A 25,202-nucleotide genomic window follows, 5' to 3' on the forward strand; every position below is an offset into this window, starting at 1 on the left:
TATTTACTATGCCGGGACTTATTTATAGAAAGGAATAAATATTAAGGATGAGAAAAAAATTATTATGTGCCTTACTGGCAGTATCTATGGTAGTGTCATCTGGAACAATGCTACCGAACACACAGGCAGTCACCGCAAGTGCAGCATCCACTTCGGTCAGTCCTTTTACCGGCAAAACCTATACACACTCTGATGTATTCCATGGAAAAAACGTCTATCATGGCATCGATGTATCCTATCATAATGGAGCAATTGATTGGGCGAAAGCCGCTGCAGATGGTGTGGAATACGCCTTTATCCGTGTTGGCTACCGCGGCTGGGGATCCGGCACAGTTGTAGAAGATCCTCGTTTTGAAACATATATCAAAGATGCACTGGATGCCGGAGTCCATGTCGGATTATATTTCTTCACCGAAGCCCGCACGACCAAAGAAGCTATCGAAGAAGCTAACTTCTGCCTGAAAATGGCAGCAAACTATGACATAGAGCTTCCAATCGCTTTTGATTATGAATACCAATACTCCGACGGATCGCTTGTCAGTCCAAAGGCAGGGATCAGTAAAGCACAGGCAACGGCAAACTGTGAAGCTTTCTGCGACACGATCTCGGCAGGCGGATACACACCGATGATCTATGCCAATTCGAGTGACTTAAAGACACTGATCAACGGCGCCAGTCTTCAGCAAAAATACATGATCTGGCTCGCCAACTATACGACAAAAACATCTTATACCGGCGAATACGATATTTGGCAATACAGCAGTACCGGCAAGATCAATGGATTTACGACAAATGTAGACTGTAATTTCTGGTATTCGGATACCGATATTGCAAAGATAAATTTCAACAGCGGTGAGCTCAAAGATGCAGCCATCGCAAAAATCCCGACGCAGATCTATACCGGCAAAGAGATCAAGCCTGCGCTAACCGTTACACTAAACCGCCGCGGATTAAAAGCCGGACGCGATTATACCGTCACGTACAGCAACAATAAAAAACCGGGCAAGGCAACCGTCACGATCACAGGCAAAGGCAACTTCACCGGAACACGCACAACATCTTTTACGATCAAACCAAAAGCAGTTTCCGGTATAACTGCTAAATCCGGCTCCAAAAAGATCACGCTGACTTGGAAGGGTGCGACCGGTGGCGATGGATATGAAATATATCGTTCCAGCGAATACAACGGTACTTATAAGAAAGTGAAAACGATCACAAAAGCGACAACCAAAAAATGGATCAACAAAAAGTTAGCAAAAAACCGCGAATATTTCTATAAAATACGCGCCTATCGCAAAGTTAACGGCAAAGAGTACTTTGGTGCATACTTGAAAGTTTCCGCAGGAACAACCCCGGGCGGCAAAGGTTTTCAGACTAAAACCGCTATGAAGCTCCTCAAGAAACCGTCGGCAAAATCTGCCAAACGTGCGACGATCCCGGCAGGTGCAACTGTTCACTACATTGGTAAAACGGTATTGAAGAATAAAGCAAAATTTTACCATGTACAGTTCCATAAAGGCAGCAAGACCTTTGACGGATACCTGACCTCGATCAAAGGGTTAAAGTTACGCAAGACTTTGATCACCGCCAAGAGATCTCCGCTCAAACAGAGCGCTTCTGCCTCTGCGAAGACCTTGGCAACACTGCCAAAGAATATGCCGGTGATCGTATTGAAAACCAAGAAGTCCGGCAAGCATACATGGTATATGACAGTCTATCTCAAAGGCAAAAAATCACATACCGGATATGTAAATGCAACACAATTTTAATTCTAGGATTAAGGCTAAAACAAAAATGCTGCGGATTATACTTCCGCAGCATTTTCTTTTATTTTATCACTGATGATCTGACGAACTTTCTCGCCGATCTTTTTCTTTTCGGCACGTTCCATACTATCCATGTAGATCGGTTCACAATATTCGATTATAACATGTGTGCGGTGGATCCAAGGCATATGCTGCTCCAACACAGCGTCCATATTATTCATGGCAACCGGCACGATCGGCGATTTGGACTTCTCAGCAAGCTTAAAGCTCGCCTCATGAAATGGAAGCAGCTCATCACTGCTATTACGCGTTCCCTCTGGAGCAATAAAAATGTTGGTTCCCTCTTTCATTAACTCGATACCGGTTAAGATCACTTTCATTCCCTGACGAATATCATCGCGATCCAAGAACAGACAATTTAAGTATTTCATCCACCAGGAGATCATTGGCACCTTTTCAATCTCTTTTTTTGATACAAATGCAGACGGAATTGGCGCAGTCGCATATCCTACCACAATATCAAAGAAGCTGCGGTGATTAAACACATACAACGCCGCCTTGTCATGGATCTGGTTCTCTTTACCTTTGACTGTCACCTTAACACCGGACAAGAACAAAATACATCGAAATCCTCCTGCTACAAATCTTTGTGACATTCGCACCTTTTTCTTTGGATCCATCTTACCCAAGATAAATCCGATCAGATACATCGGCAAGCTGACGATCGTATACAAAAGTAAAAACAATACTACGATAATAGTACGCATAACATCCTCCTATCCTAATTACTCATTCATTTCATCTCCAGATGGCACTTTGGTCTCCTCTGGAGCCTTCGTTGGTTCTTTTGTTGGCGCCTTCGTTGGCACCGGTGCTTTCGTTGCAGCCGGTGTTTTGACCGGTGCTTTCGTAACTGTTGGTTTCTTAGTCTTCTTTGGCTTCGGCGCATGTGTCCGCTTTGGAGCTTTCGTTTTCTTAGGCTTAGCCGACTTAGTCGGTGCAGACGACTTGGACGGTTTCGATGTTTTCTTCGGTTTATACGAAGGATTTGGTGTCGGTGCAGAAGTCATCTGTGGCTCCTTTGGTGCTCCAGTATCCGTATCCTTAACCTGATCTTCCGGTTTCACCTTCTTATCTACAGTTGTCGTCTGATAATACTCCTCCAACGTTAATTTCTTCTTATACAAGCGCTTTGCCAAATTCTTGCCAACATAACGAATATGCCATGGCTCATAAGAATACCCTGTAATATCTTCTTTCTCCTTTGGGTATCGGATCGTAAATCCATATTTATAGCAGTTACTTGCCAGCCATTTCCCCTCGATCGTCTTTCCAAAGGACTGCTCCAACGCACAGCCGATCGAGTCTGCAGAGACATCTATCGTAAGACCGGTCTGATGTTCACTACTGCCCGGAAAAGCGGATACCTGATTCGCTTTCTTCTTCCCTTTTGTACTGACATTTCGATTGTAAATTTCTTTTTGGCGGCTGTAAGAACGATATGCCGATACTCCTTTTAATGAAATATTCTGCTCTTTTGCCCCCGCAAAAAGCTTCTCAAGCGCTGCCGCTGCATCTTTTCTCATATAGCTTTTCTCATACGTCCCATAAAAGCTAAACGGCACATCCGGCACTACCAGATCTTCCGGAATATATTCCTCCGGCAATAAATACTCTCGATTAACAAGCACAGTAATGCTCTCTGGATCCGTATCCACCTGAATCAGTGGTGCTTTCGTTGCTCCCGGTTCACTCGAACTTTTCACGTCTTTGTCCTCCGGATGATCATTATCCTTATAATAATATTCATATCCGGATGTCTTGGTGCCTTTATGATCGGATGTGTCTTTGCCTGCAAATAATTTTTTTCCACACAAAACACCGGCAATTGTCAAAAAGACAACTGCCCCTGTTACTATCATTCTTTTTTTCCTCATCGTATCCCCACATTCTAATCTGTATTCTTCTGAACTTCCCACACACTTCGTATAGAAAGCTTCTACCATAAAATCATAGCATAGTCGTGTAAAATTTCTATGACAAATATATTACATTTGCTTAAACAATCAGCATCGTCTATACTGATAGAAACGGTTGCATTCTTTGCATGCAGCAGAAACAGTATACAGTATCAGGCTTGTTCATGCAAGCATCATTACAAACAAGGAGGTTTGATATGGATAAAATAACGGTAAAAGCACCCGCTAAAATAAATTTGACTCTGGATGTCCTCGGGCGTCGTGAAAACGGCTATCACGACCTGCGCATGATCATGCAGACGATCGACCTGTGTGACGAAGTCACGATCGAACAGATAACTGCTGAAGAAATTACCCTTTCCATGAATAAGGAGCTCCCTGATGGCTGCCCTATGCAGAAAAATCTTGTGTACCGCGCAGCAATTCTTATGAAGGAACGCTATGCTCTGCCGGATGGCATGAATATCATTTTGACCAAAAATATCCCTGCGGCAGCAGGCTTGGCAGGCGGCAGCAGTGATTGCGCAGCCACTCTCTTGGGAATTAACGAACTATATAATCTGGGCTTGTCCCTCGATGAACTATGCGACATTGGTGTTACACTTGGTGCAGATGTGCCTTTCTGCATCCGCAAAGGAACAATGTTGTCGGAGGGCATTGGCGAAATACTGACTCCGCTGACTCCACTTCCATCAATGTGGACATTACTGATCAAACCAAATATTTCCGTTAGCACCGCTTATGTTTATGGCAATCTTGATCTGCAAAAACAACTGGATCACCCGGATACGGATGCGGTTTTAGATGCGATCGCACACTGCGATGGAGCCAAAGTCGCACACTTGCTCAGTAATGTATTGGAGACGGTGACGATTCCGAAATATCCTGTCTTAGCAGAGCTGAAACAATTTCTGTTGGAAAACGGCGCTGTTGGTGCGTTGATGAGCGGCAGCGGCCCGACTACTTATGGATTATTCCAAGACGAAATTGCGGCACGCATGGCTCTGTCTGCTGCGACACAAAAGTACACCAATTATGATGTCATTTTGTGCCAGACGAAAAATGTACCGGCGCTATAAAGTTCTATTCTAATATGCCGATATATAATATGAGAGAAGAAATGCTTGTGTTATACGAAAACAGTCCGTGTGCCACGGATGGCAGCGGTTGATAAGCAAAGAAAAAGGAGGTTCAATTATGGATTTAACAGCAACAAGTGGTGTTCCAGGTACATATACTGCTGAAGCAGCAATGGTGAACAGCCAGGCAGCAGCCAAGCCGGATACCACAAATTCTTCATCTGCAGCGAAGAAAGAGGATTCTTCTGTAGTATATGAGAAGTCAACAACCACAAAGAAAGATTCTGCCAATCAGATCTACAACCGCGATAATATTATCGCAAAGTTAAAGAAAGATCAGGAGTCTCGTATGACTTCTATGCAGAATCTTGTACAGAAGCTTTTGAATAAACAGGGCAGTGTATTTGATCTTGCCAATGGAACAAATTTGGCAGCTACATTCCGCGAGGCTGCTGCAAATGCAGATCCTGATACGATCAAAGCCGCACAAGAAGCAATCTCTGACGATGGTTACTGGGGCATAAAACAAACTTCTGACCGCATGGTAAGTATGGCAATTGCTTTAACCGGTGGCGATACTGATAAAGCAGACGAAATGATCTCTGCTATTGAAAAGGGATTTAAGCAGGCGACGAAATCCTGGGGAGAAGATCTTCCTGATATTTGTCAGAAAACATTAGAAGAGACAAAGAAGAAGATGAATGATTGGAAAAACGGCGTAACGACTGCCGCTGATTACTCTGATTATTTATCATGATCTATACGATTATGACGTGTTCCCATTAACAATTCGTGGGACAATTATTCATAATGATGTTGTCAATACAATATAATTGACAACGATTCCTTTCTTTTGTAAAGGGCGGGGCACTTTGGATATATGTCAAGGTGCCCCGCTTTTTTTTGATAGGAAATTGCTGTTATGTAGCGTGACATCGCCAAGAATTGCTTTAGCAATTCTTGGCGAAGCAAAGCGCTGGCCTTGCTTTTTTACCCAAGCCGGATCACTTCCTCATCGCCAAGAAGATAGACCATTGTACCCGGTCTGGCAAGCGTATAGCTGTCCGTCCGCAAGATCTTGCCATTTGACATCTTGATCGGCTGACTTGTATAGGCGATCACACGATACTGTCCGATCAGGGAATCATATCGTACACCGCAATGTCGACGACTAATACCAGAATGTGTGACCACAATGTCACATAGTTCCAAACTATTGCCAAGAATAACCTCGGCATCCGGCTGCATAACGAAATCCTGTCCGGATAACTGTCCCCGCACTCCTTGAATGTGTCCACTGCCATCATACTGCATCGGAAAACATTCTAATTCGGGAGCAAGCTCTTTTTCTGCTGCTTTCTCCGGTCTTTCCGCTTCTCTGACCGCCTGTGGCATCGGAGCCATTGGAAATACCTCCCAATTCTGAACTTCTTTCGGCTCATATTCTCCGTGATGCACTTCCTCGATCTCGACAAGCTCCCGTTCCGGCCGACACACTGTAAAATAAGCGAAGCTCAACAGTATCAGCAAGCCCCCCAACAATATCTGTATAAAATATCCGCTGTCCGCAAATCCCCACAACACCGCACGAATGGAGTATTCTCCCACACCCGGGATTGCAAGAACGCCCTCGGACACCATTTCATAAGACTGCACCGCCGACTGCATCTGCTCCCACAAAAGTTCCGGGATCACAGTCAGCCACGCCACACCAATCCCGATCGTCACTGCACCATCCAAAAAGATCAGTGTCCGCGGGGTTTTTCGTCGCAAAAGCATATACGAGCAAACTACCAGCCCCATCAACGCCGGTGCAAACAGCATCGCTCCCATAATTTGCAGCACCATCTGAATATCACTGGTGCGCAGAGAGTATCCCTCTCGTACCTGAATCCCCTCAAACGCCAGATCCGCCCCGCTGCTCAAACACCATCCCGCCAGATGCAGTCCATCAATGCTGTCCTGTCTGCCATGTAATGCTTCATCTGCTTTTTGTTGATATTCCTTGGCTTTGGCTTCCCGCATAGACGTACCACGTTCGTAGTTGTCCGTAACCTCATATGCCCCGGCTTCCCTGGCTTTACCGGCAGCGATCTGCTCTGCCTCGCGGTTGATCTCCATCGCAACCGACACAAAGCGGTCTCCGGTAATTTGCAGCCACGGCATAAGAAGTACGGCACTCTGCGTCAAAAGCAGGAGTGCCGCCAAAAATATTTGCCATTTAAAACCCTTTTTTTCCATACTAACCCTACATGCCTTTCTCAACCCGCAAACTTTGGCCCCTTGGGCCAAATTTGCCGTATGAAAAAACTTTCATATAAGGTTTTTTCATACTATTTTACTTCCAAATATATTTCATATCGATTTGATACCAGATAAATCCGCTCTCCCGGCACCACTTCAGCCACACGTCCTCTTCCGATAAGTCCACGCACAGTAAATGTACCATTAGCTGACATATCCTTCACCAAAAAGATATTTTTGCGCTTATCATAATGGATCATACAATGCAGACGGCTGACATTGTCACCATCTACAACAATTTCGCAATCCTCTCCCGAACGTCCAACACGAATATCTCGATTCGGTTCGATCTTCCATTGACGCATTTCATCACCAACTTTGAGGCGTAAATACGGATCCATCTTTGGCGTTCCTTCTGCGGCATCCAATGCTTCCACAAACGCCGGCATGGTCTGAATGCGCTCCCAATACATAACCGCTAATGCCTGTTTTAACATATTACTGATACGCTCCGGGATATCCTTATTCTCCACGTTTGCCGCTGATAGCAATGTCCCCTTGCTGCGTTCGATCGCCGAAATTGGTTTTACGCCCGTGATCATATAATAATACACTGCTGCCAATGCATACACATCTGTCCAAGTTCCCTGTCCGTCCGGTCCGGCATACTGCTCCGACGGTGCAAATCCCTCTTTCATCACTGCCTCTGCACCGTTAACCTCGCTAAGCACATACTGCTTTGTCGCTTCAAAGTCGAGCATTTTGACCGTGCCGTCCTGCAGGATCCATATCGAATCCGGCCCAATTCCACGATGCAAAAGACCCAGTTTGTGCAGATCCTCTATTGTCCCCGCAACGGACCGAAGTATCTGCCCCGCCTGTTGACATGGTATTGGCTCCCCGGTACGAGTAATATATTCTTCTATCGTCTCTCCGGAAATATATTCCATCAATAAATATGCCGTATCATTTTTGCGCAGAAAATCCCCCGTCTCTGCTAAAATCGTTTCCTCACTGAGTGCACGAATGATCTTTGCCTCATTTTCCAACACATCCATTCCTGCCTGAAAAGATTCTGCATTTGCCCCTTCCTGCACCTTGACATGGATGCCATCACCGGAACGCACCACCCATGCAGTCGGGAAATACTCCCTCAACGCATAAATCTTCTCAGTACGCAGATCCTGCGCCAGATACGTGATCATGACATCATCCTGTGTGATCACACGGCCCACTGCGTAATGCTGTCCCAATACATAATCATCCGGCAGCGCACACTGCGGACGATCTTCCTTTACATAGCCACATTTTTCGCATCTTCCCCCCAAATATGTCCCCTTTTGAAAACAATTTGGACATAACTTTTGTGTTGTCACTGTTCTTCCTCCTTCTCCAGTTCAGCACGTTTACGCTGTAAACTGCGCCGCATGTGATACCTGTTTACAGATAACGCAATCCCCATTTCCGCTAACGTAAACAACACCGCCGATCCACCATAACTGATAAATGGAAGCGATGCACCCGTATTCGGGATGATGGTCAATACAACGCCAACATTGATAAGTACCTGTAATGAAATGTGAAACGCAATTCCCATGACTAACACTTTACCAAATAAATTCTCGCTATTTACAGCAATTCGAATCAAATGGTAGATCAAAAATAAAAACATAGCCAGTAAAACTACCGCTCCCACCAATCCCAATTCCTCACAAACGATAGAAAAGATCATATCGTTCTGTGCCTCGGGAATTTTGTCTAATTTTTGCACACTGTTGCCTAACCCCTTGCCAAATAAACCGCCGGAGGCAACAGCATATTTGCCCTGTAATGGCTGAAATCCTTGATCTCCTGCATAACGCTCCGGATCTATCCACGCATAAAAACGCCCCAAACGGAAAGATGACGAAGAAGCATTTAGCTGTTTTTGCGTCGGCAGATTCTTAGCAAGAAGATTTCTTCCTACAAAAATGCCGATCAGACCAATCCCGGCAATGATACCATGCAGTTTCTCCTGATTGGTAAACACAAACGAAAGCATAAAACCAATCCCTAAAATGATCAACGCTGATGACAGGTTATTACTAAGCAACATGACCATGACCGCTGGTATGATCGTAAAGAATATCCACAAATACACTGCCATATTTTTGAACCGCTGTACCTGATTGGCATGTTTCGCAACAAATGCTGCGATCATGATGACCATCGCAATCTTAACCAATTCGGCAACCTGCAATTGAACCGGTCCCAAGCGGATCCAGCGCGCTGCACCATGAGAGCGTACAGCAAGCCCCGTTCTCAGCAAAAAGAGAGATCCCACTGAAACCAAAAAGATGATCGGTGCAAGCTTTTGCAGATAGTTGTAATTAAAATACTGTAATAATAACATCACAACAATGCCTGCCAGCACAAATATCCCCTGCTTTTTTAATAAATACAAGGAATCATAATTGTACTTTGCCAGTGTACTGCAACTGTATGCCGATGCACTATATATCATGATCAAACCAAACACATTTAATAGTATAACGCAGGCGATCACGCGCAGATCAATTCGATCCATTTGGCGAATATAAGCATCCAAAGATCGTTTTACTGATTTCTTCATCCACTAACTCATTCCTTCTAAATATTTATCACACACGGCTCCCCTGTCTCATTGACGGAGGACTATCATGCAAATGGACTTTTACTATTGTATTCTAGTCAATCACTTTGATCGCAGTAATCTTCGGCTGCTGATCTGCAGGCACCGTACCATTGTTGTCGATTGGCTGCACAGACTGACAGATTTTATCGACGATGTCCATTCCGGCAGTCACTTTACCAAATGCTGCGTAATCTCCATCCAAAAAGTCGGAATCCGCCTGTACAATAAAAAACTGACTGCTGGCGCTGTCCGGATCATTCTGCGTACGCGCCATAGAAATCACACCACGTTTATGAGACATCGTATTCTCTACGCCATTTGACTTAAACTCACCCTTGATCGTCTCCTCGGATCCACCGGTGCCATCTCCATTCGGATCTCCCCCCTGGATCATAAATCCGGACATGATCCTGTGAAAAGTCAAGCCATTATAGAACCCTTTCTTCACCAAATTAACAAAATTGGTTACCGTGATCGGTGCAACGTCTGCATCCAACTCTAACTCCAGCTTGCCATACTCTGCAATCACAATCTCTGCATGATGTTTTCCCGTCAAATATTGACTGTTAGAGGTGTCTGCATCTTTCTTCTCCGCAAAAGATTCTTTCTTCGTCGTCTTTGCAGTGCTCTTATCTGCATTTTCTCTTGTGTCACCACATCCGGTCAGACATAATGACAACAGCGCTGCCATCAATATTATGCTAATTAATCGTTTCATACTTCCTCCATATTTCTCCTTACATTCCTATTGTCTCAGGGTAAACTTCCCCCTACCCCATATAGCAATACCTGTACTATTGTACCACTACTTAGCTGTCCCCGCAACTGCCTGGCTTTTCAAGACTTATTTTCCTGAAATCTTAATTGCGCATATTCTCTGTGCCAAACCGGGACTTCGAGTTAAAAAGTACTTTCGCAGCACCGACCTGTATGGTATAATATTCTTTACAAATGTAGGATATGTATTACAGATTCTATCAAATGAACGGTATGATAAGACAGATATATTGGGGAATATACTTACTTTACCGGAGGAGGAATTTTATAATGATGAAACTAAAAATACCGCACAAAAAGAAGGCCATGAATGAGAACACCATCGCGAAACCAAAGCGTTCTTTACGATCAAAACACAAACGGGAAAAATCCAAAAAAACAACTGCTATTAAAAAGGAACGTCCAAAGAAGAAACGCAAAGACCGCACAGCAAAAGAGCGCACAAAAAGACATATCCTGCGTAATCTTTGGCAAAAACTTCCGTTACCTAAAAAGCGCTTATTTTTCAAAAAAGACAAAGCAGTTTCGGCCAAAGCCGGAAGCGCGAATACTGCCAAGCGTTTTCGTCTTCTGACATTTTCGCGCAAAATGCTGCTTCTTTGTCTGGCACCTATGATGTTGATCTGCATCCTTATCACTGTATTCAGCCGTCAGTCATTGACCAAGTCGGTTGAGAACGAGATCGAGGGTGCTTTGAAGATCGTTGCTATTTCGCTGGATGAAACTTACAGTAACCTCTATCAGGGCGATTATGAACAGGATAAATCCGGCAAGATCAAAAAGGGTGATGTTAGTATCTCAGGTAATACTGATCTGATCGATGCTTTGAAAAAACGCACTAACTATGATATTACGCTTTACTTTAACGGTATGCGTCTGGTTACTACGCTTCGCAGCGATACCGGGGCACCGGCTAACGGTACCCCGGCAGATTCTGCAGTCTACGAGAAGATCATGAAAGGCAAGACTGTATTCCTGTCAAATGTAAAGCTTTATGGCAAAGAATATTATGTATTGTATCAGCCTCTCGTAAATGCTGATGGCACAGTTGCCGGAGGTATAGGTGTCGCTAAAGATGCAACAGACGTACAGAAAACAATTGCTGCACAGACGAGACGAATCACATTGATTTCCATCGTTCTGTTGGTGCTCGCAGCAGTTGTGATCATCTTCCTGACGACACGAATGGTTACGGTTATGAAGTCCACCAAACATTTCCTTGCCAAATTGGCACAGGGTGAATTTGGCGTCGTTCCAAAGCAAAAACATGTGAAACGAAACGATGAGCTTGGTGATATTTACCGCAGTTCCGTACAATTACAGCAAGAGTTGCGCAAGATTGTTGATAATATCAAACAATCTTCAGAAAGTCTGATCAACTCAGCAAATCAGTTGACCGGTATGGCACAGTCCACACGAACCACTGTGGATTCCGTATGTGATTCTATGCGCGGCATCACTGATGCGTCTGTCACTCAAAATGAGGAAACCACCGTGGCTATCGGTAACGTACAGGGCATGGCGAATGAGATTGCCTATATTTCACACATTATGGATTCTCTGACGCAGCACGCCAACCAAATGTCAGAAGCAGAACAGGCCTCTGAAGCAATCATTCACCAGTTAAATGCTTCTAATGAAGAAACCATAGATACGATCACCAATGTTGCAGAACAGATCAATGCTTTGCACTCTTCGGTAGAATCGATCCAAACGGCGATCAATATGATTCAAAGCATTGCCGAAGAAACCGATCTGCTATCTTTGAATGCTAATATCGAAGCAGCACGTGCCGGCGAGTCCGGACGCGGTTTCTCCGTTGTGGCGACACAGATTAGCAAACTTGCCGATCAATCTAATTCGACCGCAGAAAATGTCGCTGATATTATCGCTAATATCATTGCAGAAGCAGACCGCATGGTTGAAATGATGGGTGACGTGAAGAATAAAATTCACGAACAGCAGAAAAAACTGGATGACACAATGGATAAATCAGGTGCTGTTGCACTTGGCGTTAACAATTCCCTGCGCGATATTGATACGATCCGCAATAAGATCAGCGTACTCAGCCAGTCTGGTGATTCGATACAGGATATTGTAACAAATCTCGCATCTATCGCAGAGCAAAATGAGTCCTCCACACAGGCAACAATGGACTCTGCACTCGGCATGAGCGATACAATGAACTCATTGGAAAATGCATCGGAAAGTTTGAAAGATATGGCACGTGCATTAGATGAATCTCTGGTTCGTTTCAAGATGTAATTGCCAATTGAGAAAGGAATAGCAGATTATGATGAGGCAGCGTTCTAATACATCTCCGATTTTACGGCTAACAAGAAATCTGATATGTATTGGAATTGCTGCTTTTTTGATTCTCTTTACGCAAAATGAGCAATTCTGTAAGAAGATCATTCCTACAGCGAACGAACAATTAGAAACCTATTCTAATATAAAGCAGATCGCAGCAAGGCTGGAAGAGGAGATCTTGTCCGGCTCAGGTTCCTTTTCCTTTTATACGACCAGGCTTGACCCTTCACAGATCCAAGACATTAATTCCTATATCGATCCTACTTTTGGCTCTGCCAACTATCAGGAAACAACGAACAACCGTCTGGCACCGAAAACAACGATTAAAATACAACTCAAACCCGCTTACTATGTCTATGCAGCGATTATGCAGCACAAAGCCATCCCCAACAACGAGATAAAAGCAAAACGTCTTTATCGAGTGGTAAACGCCGTTTTGAAAGCAAAAATCAAACCGTCGATGACGGATTACCAAAAAGAACTGGCACTGCACGATCATTTGGTAAAACAATGCCATTATAGTACGCATTCTACCTCATCAGACGTATATGAGGCCTATGGCGCACTCGTCAATCACGAAGCAGTCTGCGACGGCTATGCGCAGGCGTTGCAATTGCTCTTTACCTGCTCTGGAATCACATCCAAATACATTTACGGAACGGCAACCGACGCCAATGGTTCTATGGATCATGCATGGAATCTCGTGAAATTGGGCAATGACTGGTATCACCTGGATGCTACTTGGGATGATCCGACGCCGGACCGCAAAAGGCGCATCATACATACCTATTTTAATGTGACAGACTCTTATATCAAAAGCAGCCATCATTTTAATGCCTCTTATTATCCGACGATGACTGCCACCAAAATGAACTTTTATGTCCGCAGCAAGCAGCGCTTTACAAGTTGGAAAAAATATAAGAAAGCTGCCAAGAAAGCATTACTGACTGACAATCGCACGATGTACGAAGCTTATATCGGTAAACGTAATGTGACGGTGAAAGATCTGCAATTCCTTTATAGTGACGGCACCTCAAAGCAGTTTCTGTGGAATGTAATGAAAGAATCTGAAGGAAATGTGCTAGTCATTACACAGAAATAACCACCTTCCATCTTTTAACATATCCCCCTTGCACCGACCGGAGCAGATCGGAGACCGATCTCACGACTCGCGCGTGCAGACGCGCGAGCTCGTGAAAAAGAGCACCATGCCATTTTGGCATGATGCTCTTTTTATCACTGGGCTAGCGGGATTCGAACCCACGAGTGCAGGAGTCAAAGTCCTGTGCCTTACCGCTTGGCGATAGCCCATCATTATATAGGAAGAAGCCTCTGCAAATTCTTCCCTTGTTAGAAAAAAATCCTTGCTAGCTCTCTAACAAGGATAAAAGGTGGATACTGGGATTCGAACCCAGGGCCTCCAGAGCCACAATCTGGCGCGCTAACCAACTGCGCTATACCCACCATACATGTAAAGCGTGTCAAGAGGGATTCGAACCCCCGACCTACGGCTTAGAAGGCCGTTGCTCTATCCAGCTGAGCTATTGACACGTATAAGAGCGGGTGATGGGAATCGAACCCACGTATCCAGCTTGGAAGGCTGGTGTTCTACCATTGAACTACACCCGCATAAATTGGAAAGCTCCAAAATGCTTCCCTATATTAAAATGTATGTAAAGCGTCACTAGTCGGGGTGACAGGATTCGAACCTGCGACCCCCTGATCCCAAATCAGGTACACTAGCCAAACTGTGCCACACCCCGAATCACTTTCCGTTTTCCCGTGACGCAAGTAATATTATATGACCATGGCACCAAAATGTCAACACTTTTTTTATTTTTTTTGCAACTTTTTTTCTAAAGTCCTGGAACCCGCATATTTACTGGGTTTGCGTATATTTTATCCCCCTGCATACCGGTTTTTATTCGGGGAAAACATAATGCAGTAGCATCTGAGAAGGTTATGCGATAGCCGATATGCAAGGGATATTTTGTATGGATTTTTCATCCATTACTCAAGCTTCGGATGTGCGAAGTTTGAATCTATTACTTTACTTGCTCTGACCATAATATGCGTTTTTACCATGTTTGCGGTAATAATGCTTATCTTGCAGTTCTTGGGGTGCAGGATTTACCTTCGGATCGATCTGCTCACAACGTGCCGCCATTTTGGCAACTTCTTCCAAGACCACTGCGTTGTGCACTGCCTCTTTCGCATCCTTTCCCCACGTGAATGGACCATGATTTTTGCAAAGCACTGCCGGTGTTGCAATATAATCCACTGCTAAGCGTTCAAACTCATCTGCGATAAGCACTCCCGTGTTTTTTTCATAAGCAGTTTCAATTTCTTCTTTCGTGAGGGTACGCACGCACGGAACTTGTCCATACAAATAGTCCGCATGCGTTGTGCCATAGCACGGGATTCCTCTGCCAGCCTGCGCCCAACTTGTTGCCCACGGTGAGTGTGTATGTACCACGCCACCAATCTCTTGAAAACGATTATATAGCACCACATGTGTAGGTGTATCGGAAGATGGACGGTAATCTCCTTCTACCACCTCACCCTCCAAATTAACAACTACCATGCTGTCGGGAGTCAATTTGTCATAATCCACACCGCTTGGTTTGATGACAAATAATCCCTTTTCACGATCAATACCACTAACATTTCCCCAGGTAAATGTCACCAGATGATATTTAGGAAGCAACATATTTGCCTCATACACTTCTTGTTTTAGCTGTTCTAACATCTCATTCCCTCACTTTCCATCCAGGCGATATGTAACACCTTACATTATCTCTACAGCTTTCTGTTCTACACCAAGTCCCTGTTTATAGCTGGCAATAAACGTTTCAAAGCCCTTTACTGCATCAGGATCCGGCTGTTCTGTGCTTCCAACAGCTTCTGCAAATACATAATGATCTAAATAGGCAGCTAACGATTCAACCTCACCTCTGTCTATCATATATCTTGCCAAGATCGCCATACCCCAAGGGCCGCCTTCACCTGCCGTTTCCATGACTGACACAGGTGTACCAAGCGCTGCGGCAAGCAGTTTTTGTCCTACACCTTTCGTGGTAAAGTAACCTCCATGCGCTAAAATCCGCTCCAAATTTACTTTTTCCTGTTTCAAGAGAATATCCATGCCAACCTTGAGCGCTCCTAAAGCACTTGTCAAATGCATCCGCATAAAATTGGCAAGTGTAAATTTACTTTCCGGTGTTCGCACAAACAAAGGTCTGCCTTCGGATAATTTGGTGATGTTTTCTCCAGAGTAATATCCATAGGATAGCAATCCTCCACAATCTGCGTCTCCCGCCATTGCAACCCGGAATAGTTTATCAAAAATCTCTTCTCTTGTAGCTTCAACACCAAAGCATTTCAACGTTTCACCAAACACTTCGATCCAAGCATTAATATCAGAAGTACAGTTATTGGTATGTACCATAGCCACTGCCTCTCCGGTCGGTGTTGTTACAATGTCAATTTCCGGATATACTTTTTCTATTGGTTTATCCAAGACAACCATAGCAAAAGCAGATGTTCCAGCCGATACATTACCGGTTCGCACACGCACGCTGTTAGTCGCTACCATGCCCGTACCGGCATCTCCCTCTGGTGGACAAAGCGGTATTCCAGCCAACAGTGTCCCGCTAGGATCTAATAGCTTAGCTCCCTTTTCTGTCAAAACTCCCGCCTGCTCTCCGGCAAGCAAAATCTTTGGCAAAACATCTGACAAATGCCACGAATAGTCTTTTCCGGAAATATATTGCTCAAATTGCGCAATCATCTCCTGATCATATTGCTTCGTATCAACATCAATTGGAAACATACCGGAAGCATCGCCGATCCCGATCACTTTTTCCCCTGTCAGCAGCCAATGAAGGTATCCCGCCAGCGTTGTAATGTATGAAATATCTTTTACATGATCTTCTTCATTCAAAATCGCCTGATATAAATGAGCTATACTCCATCGTTCAGGAATATTAAACCCAAACAATTTCGTTAATTCTGCTGCCGCCTTTTCTGTTGTGCTATTGCGCCAAGTCCGAAATGGTACTAACAAATTATCTTCCTTGTCAAATGCCATATATCCGTGCATCATTGCGCTAAAACCAATCGCACCGATTTTCGTCAGAACCACGCCATATTTTTTCTGCACTTCCAACACCAGGTTCTGATAACTTTCCTGCAAACCTGTTATGATCTCTTCCAGAGAATATGTCCAATAACCGTCTACCAATTGATTTTCCCAGCGATAATTACCAGACGCAATAGGTTGAAATGTCTCATCTACCAAGACCGCTTTTACTCTGGTCGAACCAAATTCGATACCAAGCGTTGTTCTTCCTTCTTCTATTCTTTTTTTGATCTCGTCCATAGAAAACCATCCCTTCCTCTAATACCAACTCTCGTTAATTGGCTCTCTTTCTTTTCATGTGTGCTAACACAGCCTGTAATACAATAAAGAAGCAAAGCAGTGCTGATAACACAATGCGAACCCACCAGCTGGAAAGTGATCCCTGTGTGGTGATCAAGCTGGATATCGAACCTTTGATCAATACACCAAAAATTGTTCCAAACGGTGTACCAACACCTCCACTTAACAAGGTTCCTCCGATGACAGATGCGGAAATGGCATCCATTTCAAGCCCCTTAGCCTGCTCCACAAAGCCAGAACAGCTATTCAGGCAAAACAGGAATCCACCACATCCTGCCAAAAGTCCATTCAGAAGATATGCCTTAAACTTTGTTTTGCGTACATTTAATCCCATCATCATGGCACTCTGCGCATTTCCACCTACTGCATATACCTCACGGCCAAATTTAGTATACTTCATGATGACCGCGACGATAATGACGATCAGCAATGCAATAATAACGGTTGGATAAATATATGCCGGCAAGAATTTTCCACGCCTGCTGTACGAACCAATTGGCAGATAGATCTTATAATTGGCCCATGCAAGAAATGTTTTATTCTTGATTGAGATCATTTCCGTGCTGATCATGGACGTCAAACCACGTCCAAAGAACAAACCTGCCAAGCTGACGATGAAAGGCTGTATCTCAAGATAGGAGATCAAAAATCCTTGCACCACGCCATAGGCGACACCAATGAACAGTGCCAAGAGAACCGCCATATAGGCATTCATTCCATGATGTTCCATTTGATTCGCAACCGCCATACATACCAGGGCAGTTACCGAGCCTACCGAAATATCAATACCACCGGTAATCATTACAATGGTCTGTCCAACAGCAATGACCAAAAGACCTGCATTGGAGATAAATAAGTTCAAAAACATCTGTGGTTTCGCAAATCCCTTATCCTCAAATATAATCATTCCTGCTATGTACATTGCCGCAAACAGGCCGATCGTGATAAACAGAAGAAAGGTATTGCTATTAATAGATCGTTTGGATTCTTCATTTCTACGTAAAAACTTCATATTATTTACCCCCTTCCGCTATAGCTGCCGCTCTTTTTGCACGTTGCTTGCTGATAAAGCTTTTGAATACAGGGCTTTGTAATGTGACAATGATAATAACTACGATTGCCTTATATACCGGCAACTGATCCGCTTTAACATTCATCGCATATAATGTCGTAGTCAATGCCTGAATTGTATAGGCGCCGATCACTGATCCCATCAGACTAAATTTTCCACCGCCCAATACATTGCCGCCAAGAGCAACCGCTAAGATGGCATCCATCTCTAGGTTCAAGCCAATGTTATTTGCATCTGCCGAATAGATTCTGCTGGAAGCGATCACTCCGGCGATTCCTGCCATTAAGCCACAAATTACATATGTTACAAATTTGATCATTGTAGAATTAAGTCCTACCAAGCGAGATGCCGTTCCATTGATCCCGACGCTCTCGATATATAATCCAAGCGCTGTCTTCTTCAGCACTAAGTGCACTAAAAGTACAACAATGATCGCTAAAAAGATTGGCACCGGCACTGGAATTTTGCCAATGTAACCACCAAACACTTTGTAGGAACCAACTCGTACATAAGTGATCTGGCCGGATGTAATGAGCTGTGCAATGCCGCGCCCTGCCGTAAACAAGATCAATGTAGCCACCATTGGCTGGATGTTAAGCTTTGCTACCAAAAATCCATTGAAAGCTCCACATAATGCAGAGGCTAACAGTGCAGCTACAACTCCTAAAGCAAGTGGTGCCGCCAACGCATCGACCGACACCTTTCCGCCGGATAATATCTGGCAGCAAACTGCTGCTGCCACCGCCATCACAGCGCCTACGCTGATATCCTGTCCACCGGAAGCCGCTGTAACCAATGTCATGCCAACTGCCAATATAACAAGCTCCGATGCTCGGTTTACAATATCTACAACATAGCCATACAATACGCCATTGTTAATGGAGATCTTGAAAAATCCCGGTGTCGTGATCAGATTGACCAACAACACAGCAATTAAACAAACGATTGGCAAAAACAAGCGCATTGATGTGACTGCCTTTACCTTTTCTTTTACATTACTCATTGTTGTCACCTCCCGCTATTGCCTTCATGATGTTTTCCTGTGTTAATTCATCTCCGGCAACTTCTCCTACCTTTTTACCATCTCGCATAACTCCCATTCTTGTGCAAGTACGAAGCATCTCCTCCACCTCAGAAGAAATAAAAGTTACTGCCATTCCCTGATCTGCGAGATCAAGCACCAATTTCTGAATTTCCGTTTTCGTACCAATATCAATACCTCTCGTCGGCTCATCCAAAATAAGATAATCCGGATCAGTCAATAGCCAACGTCCAATGATCACCTTTTGCTGATTACCACCAGACAGGCTCTTGATCGGTGTCTCACGGCTCGCTGTCTTGATCTGAAGCAGATCGATATATTTATCTGCTGCCTCTTCCATTTCCTTTCGGCTCATCGGATGAAACATACCTTTCTTTGCCTGAAGTGCAATGATCATGTTTTCACGCACCGACAGATCTGCCAAAATGCCATCTTTTTTGCGGTCTTCCGGCAAATATGCCATTCCCAGCTTCATTGCATCAAGCGGTGATTTGATCTTAACTTCTTTGCCATTTACCTTGATCGTGCCACCATCCGGTTTATCAGCACCATATATTGCACGAACAAGTTCAGAGCGTCCCGACCCCAAAAGCCCGGTAAGTCCTACCACTTCACCTTTATTGACGGTAAAGTCAAATGGACGAATGCTGCCTTTTCGGCCAACCTGCTCCGCTTCCACAACCGGAATATACTGTTCCAGCTTTTTATGATCTCCTTTAATATCTGCAAGATCATCGAAATTTTTGCCCATCATCTTAGCAACCAATTCCACACGAGGCAATTCCTTCACCGGATATTCTCCCACCAAATGTCCATTTCTTAATACGGTGATTCTGTCACATACTTCATACACCTGTTCCAGAAAATGTGTAACAAAGATAATTCCTACTCCCTGATCTTTCAGTTTACGCATCAATACAAACAACTTTTCTACTTCTTCATCATCCAGGGATGATGTTGGTTCATCCAAGATCAATACCTGACATTTCATATCAACCGCCCTGGCTATTGCGATCATCTGCTGTTTTGCAATAGAGCACTCTTCTAATTTGTCCGTTGCTCGTGCATCGATCGATAAACTTTTTAGCAATGCTGCCGATTTTTTATTCATTGTATGCCAATCGATCATTCCAAGTTTTTTAGGTTCTCTGCCGATAAATAAGTTTTCTGCCACCGTCAGGTTCGGACACAGATTCACTTCCTGATATACCGTGCTGATTCCATGTTCCTGTGCTTCCTGCGGAGATCGATTAATGATCGCTCCATCTGATCCTGCCATCAAAATCTCGCCGCTCTCAAAGGAATGTACTCCGGTAAGCACCTTGATCAATGTCGACTTTCCCGCTCCATTTTCACCCATCAACGCATGAATTTCACCTTTACGAAGTGTGAAATCTACATGTTGTAATGCTTTTACACCAGGGAATGTTTTGGAAATGTCATGCATACTTAATACCACATTGTTTTCCATAAAGATTCACCCACTTTCTACTGTTTATGATTTATTTTCCCGTGCCATATGTTTTGTACCTTTGCATTATTTTTCCGTACGATCCGTCCTGAAAAATTGCGCAAAAAGGGCGTGGCAGTAACCTTAGGCATCTGCCGGTTGTCCACCACGCCGCTTATTTTTTTTCTGCTTATTTTGAAGCTGCTGTCAATTAATAAGCTCTCTTATCGATCACATCCTGTGTTACCTTGGTAACATCAAAATCTTTGTCGCCCGCTTTTACTGTTGTCACATCATCGCTGTGAGCAAAAATTCCTTCATCAACATAAGCTTTCTTATCAACCTTTTCATTCGCTTCTAATTTCTTAATGATCTCTTCTACACGTGGTCCATGAAGTGGATTGCACTCTGTATTTAAGATAATCTTGCCAGACAGGGTATCTGTGATACCAGCTTTTGTCGTATCAAAGGACATTACCAAAATATCTCCATCCGGTCCCACTTTTTTTCCTGCAGCTTCAATTGCATTGATGGCACCAAATGCCTCATTATCGTTTTCGCAATATACAACATTGATATTGTCATATTGTTTCAACATAGACTCCATAACTTCCTGACCTTTTGCCTGTGTAAATTCACCGGTCTGCTGTGCGAGAAGATTCCAGCCATTGGCTTTTACAGCTTCATTTAGGGCTTCTGTACGACCAATCTGTGCGGATGCACCAATCGTTCCCTGGATGTCGACAATGTTTACTTCCTTCATGCCTTTAGCTTCTGTGTAAGCCTTCAGCCAAGCACATGCTTTTTCACCTTCCAGTTTGAAGTCTGAGCCAACCCATGCAGTATAAAGACTATCGTCTGATACATCTACCATACGATCTACAATGATTACCGGGATATCTGCATCTTTTGCTTCTTTCAAAACCGGATCCCATCCGGATTCTGTTACCGGAGCAAGTACGATATAATCAACTTCCTGCTGGATAAAGTTGCGGATTGCTGTGATCTGGTTTTCTTGTTTCTGCTGAGCATCATCAAAAATCAATTTGTAACCATTTTTCTCACTAAATGTTGATTTCATTGATTCTGAGTTAGCTGTTCTCCAATCAGATTCTGCACCAACCTGAGAAAATCCAACGGTAATCACATCATCTTTCGTATCACCTTTCTTCCCTCCGGATGAACCACATCCAACTAACAACGTTGCCATCATTGCTCCTAAAAGAGCCAGTCCGAGTAATTTCTTTTTCATAAGCGTATCCTCCTTATCTCGTTAATTTGACGTTCTATTTCAGATGTTTAGCAATCAGTAACCATCGGGCAAACAGTTTTATGTATTGCAGTCTCATCTGTAACTTGTATATATAGAATACTGTTTTTTTCACCGTTCGCATACAGAATATCATTTTGTTTTGGTTGAGATTTTTTCTTTGCAAACAGAATAAGGGAGATTTTTTTTAAAAAAAGTAGAATTTTTTTCGACCACCCCATCCCCATAGTCTTCTTTTCACAATGACACATGATATTTGTCACTGTATCACCGGAACCTCTGACACGTGATCCGCCACCTGTATACGGACAAGCGTTCCTTCTCCGGGATGACTTTCATAGCTGATTCCATACTGCTCACCATAATAAATATGTATTCTCTGATTTACATTTGCCACCCCAAATCCACTTTGTCTGTCAGCACCGGAATCATGATCCATACCGTGGATCAATGCTTCCAGTTCCTCTTTGTTCATTCCTTTTCCATCATCTTCCACTTCAAAGATCACATCATTTTCTTGAAAGTAACCCCGAACCGACAAGTGCCCTTTGCCTCTCTTATTGCGAATCCCATGCACCAATGCATTTTCTACCAAGGGCTGCAATAATAGTTTGGGGATTTTTACCTCATACAATTTCTCCTCGATATCAATACTGTACTCTAATACATCTTGATATCGGAACTGCTGGATCTTGAGATAACTTTCAATATGCCGCTTCTCATCATAAATCGTAATAATGTCCTGTCCCTTGCTAAGTGTTGTTCGGAAAAATTCTGACAAATAAGTCACAATCGCCACAACCTGATCATTTTGCTTTGCTTCCGCAAGCCACACGACAGTATCTAATGTATTATACAAAAAATGTGGATTGATCTGCGCCTGAAGCAGTTTACTCTCCAATATCCGCTGCGTTTCATGATTGTGCTGCATATCATCCACCAAATGACCAATCTCCTTCGTCATGTCGTTAAAGTTGTGTGCCAGCACTGCAATCTCATCCTTGGTATTCACTTTTGTCTTAGCTGTAAAATCTCCCTCTGCCACTTTACTTGTCATCTTGCATAATTTGCGTATCGGAACAATAATGCTTTTGGTTGCCTGTGCAGACAGGCAGATTGATAATGCCGTCACGACCATCGCTGTAATCATGCAAAGCAAGATCGTTCTTTCATTATTTTTATCCAGCGCTTCTTTTACCTCCTCAAAGTTGGTTGTTTCTATATAAATATAATTTTGTAGGCCTGATTGGATCAAGGCAGTCAATTCATAGATGTTGTCATCCAAATATTTCATGTTGGCATCGTACAATTCATTATTTTTGATATTATATTCTAACTCTGCAACATTCTTTTTTAAGGATTTTAAGGAATTTTTCAGTCGTTTGATCTGATTGCGATTGATATCTACTGTAGCAGATTCCGACAACTCATCACAAACAGTTTTTAACTCTTCAATATAATCATATGGATTCACTGTAACAATACCATTGATTGTCGTTTTTCCAATATCCAGCTCATTTATGCTTTTGTTCCGAATCACGGACAGATACATGGTGTAATCAATTCGTTCCTTAAAATCACGTACATACTGATTGGCTCGCTCCACATTTTTATTAATGCCGGCATATGCTGCAGTTGCACTGGATACCGTCCACACCAGATAGCACACAAGAACTATCATGGGCATGATCGCAACAAACGGAATCATGATCAAGCGCTTGTTGATGGATAGTTGATTATATCTTCGCCACTTCACGGACAATCACCCCTTTCTTGATGCGCGATATTCCTTCGGTGTACACCCCTGTGTCTTCTTGAACAGCGAACTGAAATAGTGAGGATCTCGATATCCCGTTTCAAATGCAATCTCTGCAGTTTTAAGAGACGAACAGGTAAGCAGCTCTTTTGCCTTATTCATGCGTATCTCTGTTAAATATTCAACAAATGTCTGATTCATTTCACGGCTAAAGATCGTACTAAAATAGCTGGCGCTCATCCCCACTTCTGCTGCAACTGTATTCAGCGAAATGTCTTCTGACATATACTGTTTTTTTATGATCTTTTGCGCCGCAAGAATAACATCTGAATATCTCCTGTCACTTACTGTATTGCGCACTTCCAATGCATTCGCCAAAAGCTGTGTCATGTATGTTTGAATGTCTTCCTGTGACTCTGCAGTTGCCAATGCCTCCCGAAGCAATTTTTCACGATCTTTTAATTCCTGCAAATGTGCAATCTCTTCTGTCTGAGTCTTCTCCACTTTATCTTCAAATTTTTTGCAAAAAGAAGTTACCGTGGCAAAGATGTTTACAATAACATATTGCCGTAATATTATAGAACGAAAATGCTCTCTTGGCATCTTGTCCAGTAACGCCTCAACAAAATGAGGGACGTCCTCAGGGCTTCCTTCGCTCAAAAAGTCTGCGATCGCATCCTGTATTTCTTTAAGATCATCTACACTATTAATATCAAAATCCGCGTCTGAACTCTTGATGGAATTGATGTTATCGTCACGATCCTTCTTTTGAAATGAAAGATATTTTTCGCGCATTTCACGAATACGTCGTTCTCGTTGCTCATATTCCTTCTGTTTTTCATGAATTTTGGAAGCCACCTCCCCTAAATGCTCCAACAATACATTGGAAGAGATTGGTTTCAGCAAATACTCTTCAACCCCTATCTTGATCGCCTCTTTTGCATATTCAAACTCATCATATCCACTAAGAATAATAATATTCGTGTCCGGCAGCTCTTTTTTGACAAGACGACTTAACTCCAGCCCATCCATAAACGGCATACGAATATCTGTGATAAGTATGTCCGGCTTTTCTTTCAAGATCATTGGCAATGCAAGTTCCCCATCGCTTGCCTCCCCAACAAATTCATAGCCCTCCTGTTCCCAATCAATGCTATTTTTGATCGCATCGCGAATTACCACCTCATCTTCAACTAAAAAAACCTTAATCATATACATCACCCTTCCATACTCTTTATTGATCAACCTGCGGCTGTTCTTCTATTACGTCACCTGTCTTGCCTCATATACTTTATTGTCTATACTACAAAAGGGCAAACGCCTCTGTCAATGTCATATACATATAACATTGTCATCACTGTTT

19 protein-coding genes and 5 tRNA genes are annotated in these 25,202 nt (G+C 43.4%); 5 read left to right on the top strand and 19 right to left on the bottom strand.

Annotated features, from left to right (window positions below; genetic code table 11):
* The first annotated feature begins 47 nt into the window (after positions 1-47).
* The gene (locus DXB73_RS07780) at positions 48-1,769 is read left to right on the top strand and encodes a glycoside hydrolase family 25 protein (RefSeq protein WP_118690703.1); all 1,722 of its coding nucleotides are present in this window, start codon (positions 48-50) and stop codon (positions 1,767-1,769) included.
* A gap of 35 nt (positions 1,770-1,804) precedes the next feature.
* Here the strand turns inward: DXB73_RS07780 and DXB73_RS07785 are convergent, their stop codons facing one another.
* The gene (locus DXB73_RS07785; RefSeq protein ID WP_118507622.1) at positions 1,805-2,533 is read right to left on the bottom strand and encodes a lysophospholipid acyltransferase family protein; all 729 of its coding nucleotides are present in this window, start codon (positions 2,531-2,533) and stop codon (positions 1,805-1,807) included.
* 18 nt (positions 2,534-2,551) lie between these two features.
* Positions 2,552-3,688: a M15 family metallopeptidase gene (locus DXB73_RS07790; RefSeq protein ID WP_207665552.1), complete on the bottom strand. Its 1,137-nt coding sequence runs from the start codon at positions 3,686-3,688 to the stop codon at positions 2,552-2,554.
* Between the two features lie 254 nt (positions 3,689-3,942).
* On the opposite strand from DXB73_RS07790, the gene ispE reads away from it, so the two are divergent.
* Positions 3,943-4,824, top strand: a complete 882-nt coding sequence (ispE, locus tag DXB73_RS07795; protein WP_118690705.1) for a 4-(cytidine 5'-diphospho)-2-C-methyl-D-erythritol kinase — start codon at positions 3,943-3,945, stop codon at positions 4,822-4,824.
* Between the two features lie 118 nt (positions 4,825-4,942).
* Positions 4,943-5,581 carry a hypothetical protein gene (locus DXB73_RS07800; protein WP_118690706.1) on the top strand — a complete coding sequence of 213 codons (639 nt, stop codon included), beginning with the start codon at positions 4,943-4,945 and terminating at the stop codon, positions 5,579-5,581.
* Positions 5,582-5,814: 233 nt separating this feature from the next.
* Here DXB73_RS07800 and DXB73_RS07805 read toward each other — a convergent pair whose 3' ends face one another.
* The 4 genes from DXB73_RS07805 to DXB73_RS07820 all read right to left on the bottom strand — a co-directional run bounded on the left by DXB73_RS07805 (position 5,815) and on the right by DXB73_RS07820 (position 10,439).
* Entirely contained in the window at positions 5,815-7,065 is a 1,251-nt protein-coding gene (locus DXB73_RS07805; RefSeq protein ID WP_118690707.1) for an FHA domain-containing protein, read from the bottom strand.
* A 92-nt stretch (positions 7,066-7,157) separates the two neighbouring features.
* The gene (locus tag DXB73_RS07810; protein WP_118690708.1) at positions 7,158-8,444 is read right to left on the bottom strand and encodes a protein kinase; all 1,287 of its coding nucleotides are present in this window, start codon (positions 8,442-8,444) and stop codon (positions 7,158-7,160) included.
* Complete coding sequence (locus DXB73_RS07815) at positions 8,441-9,679, bottom strand: putative peptidoglycan glycosyltransferase FtsW (RefSeq protein ID WP_118690709.1); 1,239 nt, start codon at positions 9,677-9,679, stop codon at positions 8,441-8,443. Before DXB73_RS07815 ends, DXB73_RS07810 begins: the two co-directional genes overlap by 4 nt.
* Positions 9,680-9,773: 94 nt before the next feature.
* Positions 9,774-10,439: a peptidylprolyl isomerase gene (locus tag DXB73_RS07820; protein ID WP_118690710.1), complete on the bottom strand. Its 666-nt coding sequence runs from the start codon at positions 10,437-10,439 to the stop codon at positions 9,774-9,776.
* A 329-nt stretch (positions 10,440-10,768) separates the two neighbouring features.
* Between DXB73_RS07820 and DXB73_RS07825 the strand changes: the two genes are divergently transcribed.
* Both DXB73_RS07825 and DXB73_RS07830 read left to right on the top strand, forming a co-directional pair.
* Complete coding sequence (locus DXB73_RS07825; protein WP_182448271.1) at positions 10,769-12,763, top strand: methyl-accepting chemotaxis protein; 1,995 nt, start codon at positions 10,769-10,771, stop codon at positions 12,761-12,763.
* A gap of 28 nt (positions 12,764-12,791) precedes the next feature.
* Positions 12,792-13,910, top strand: a complete 1,119-nt coding sequence (locus tag DXB73_RS07830; RefSeq protein WP_118690712.1) for a transglutaminase domain-containing protein — start codon at positions 12,792-12,794, stop codon at positions 13,908-13,910.
* Positions 13,911-14,047: 137 nt separating this feature from the next.
* On the opposite strand, the gene DXB73_RS07835 is transcribed toward DXB73_RS07830, so the two are convergent.
* The 13 genes from DXB73_RS07835 to DXB73_RS07900 form a co-directional block, all read right to left on the bottom strand.
* Positions 14,048-14,119: transfer RNA gene (locus tag DXB73_RS07835), tRNA-Gln, on the bottom strand.
* 79 nt (positions 14,120-14,198) lie between these two features.
* Positions 14,199-14,272, bottom strand: a tRNA-His gene (locus DXB73_RS07840).
* 13 nt (positions 14,273-14,285) lie between these two features.
* A tRNA-Arg gene (locus tag DXB73_RS07845) sits at positions 14,286-14,359 on the bottom strand.
* A 7-nt stretch (positions 14,360-14,366) separates the two neighbouring features.
* A tRNA-Gly gene (locus DXB73_RS07850) sits at positions 14,367-14,437 on the bottom strand.
* A 59-nt stretch (positions 14,438-14,496) separates the two neighbouring features.
* Positions 14,497-14,571, bottom strand: a tRNA-Pro gene (locus DXB73_RS07855).
* A 287-nt stretch (positions 14,572-14,858) separates the two neighbouring features.
* Positions 14,859-15,557: an L-ribulose-5-phosphate 4-epimerase gene (locus DXB73_RS07860; protein ID WP_118690713.1), complete on the bottom strand. Its 699-nt coding sequence runs from the start codon at positions 15,555-15,557 to the stop codon at positions 14,859-14,861.
* 39 nt (positions 15,558-15,596) lie between these two features.
* Positions 15,597-17,189, bottom strand: a complete 1,593-nt coding sequence (locus tag DXB73_RS07865; RefSeq protein ID WP_118690714.1) for an FGGY-family carbohydrate kinase — start codon at positions 17,187-17,189, stop codon at positions 15,597-15,599.
* A gap of 34 nt (positions 17,190-17,223) precedes the next feature.
* Positions 17,224-18,261 carry a sugar ABC transporter permease gene (locus DXB73_RS07870; RefSeq protein WP_022026030.1) on the bottom strand — a complete coding sequence of 346 codons (1,038 nt, stop codon included), beginning with the start codon at positions 18,259-18,261 and terminating at the stop codon, positions 17,224-17,226.
* Between the two features lies 1 nt (position 18,262).
* Complete coding sequence (locus DXB73_RS07875; protein ID WP_118690715.1) at positions 18,263-19,324, bottom strand: ABC transporter permease; 1,062 nt, start codon at positions 19,322-19,324, stop codon at positions 18,263-18,265.
* Complete coding sequence (locus tag DXB73_RS07880; RefSeq protein ID WP_118690716.1) at positions 19,317-20,834, bottom strand: sugar ABC transporter ATP-binding protein; 1,518 nt, start codon at positions 20,832-20,834, stop codon at positions 19,317-19,319. Before DXB73_RS07880 ends, DXB73_RS07875 begins: the two co-directional genes overlap by 8 nt.
* 190 nt (positions 20,835-21,024) lie before the next feature.
* Positions 21,025-22,065, bottom strand: a complete 1,041-nt coding sequence (locus DXB73_RS07885) for an ABC transporter substrate-binding protein (RefSeq protein WP_118690717.1) — start codon at positions 22,063-22,065, stop codon at positions 21,025-21,027.
* Between the two features lie 277 nt (positions 22,066-22,342).
* Positions 22,343-23,839, bottom strand: coding sequence for a histidine kinase (locus DXB73_RS07895; protein ID WP_243104006.1), 1,497 nt, complete (start codon positions 23,837-23,839; stop codon positions 22,343-22,345).
* 6 nt (positions 23,840-23,845) lie between these two features.
* Entirely contained in the window at positions 23,846-25,051 is a 1,206-nt protein-coding gene (locus DXB73_RS07900; protein ID WP_118690719.1) for a response regulator, read from the bottom strand.
* Positions 25,052-25,202: the final 151 nt, after the last annotated feature.

Source organism: Clostridium sp. OM05-6BH, from assembly GCF_003481635.1.
Taxonomy (GTDB): Bacteria; Bacillota; Clostridia; order Lachnospirales; family Lachnospiraceae; genus Butyribacter.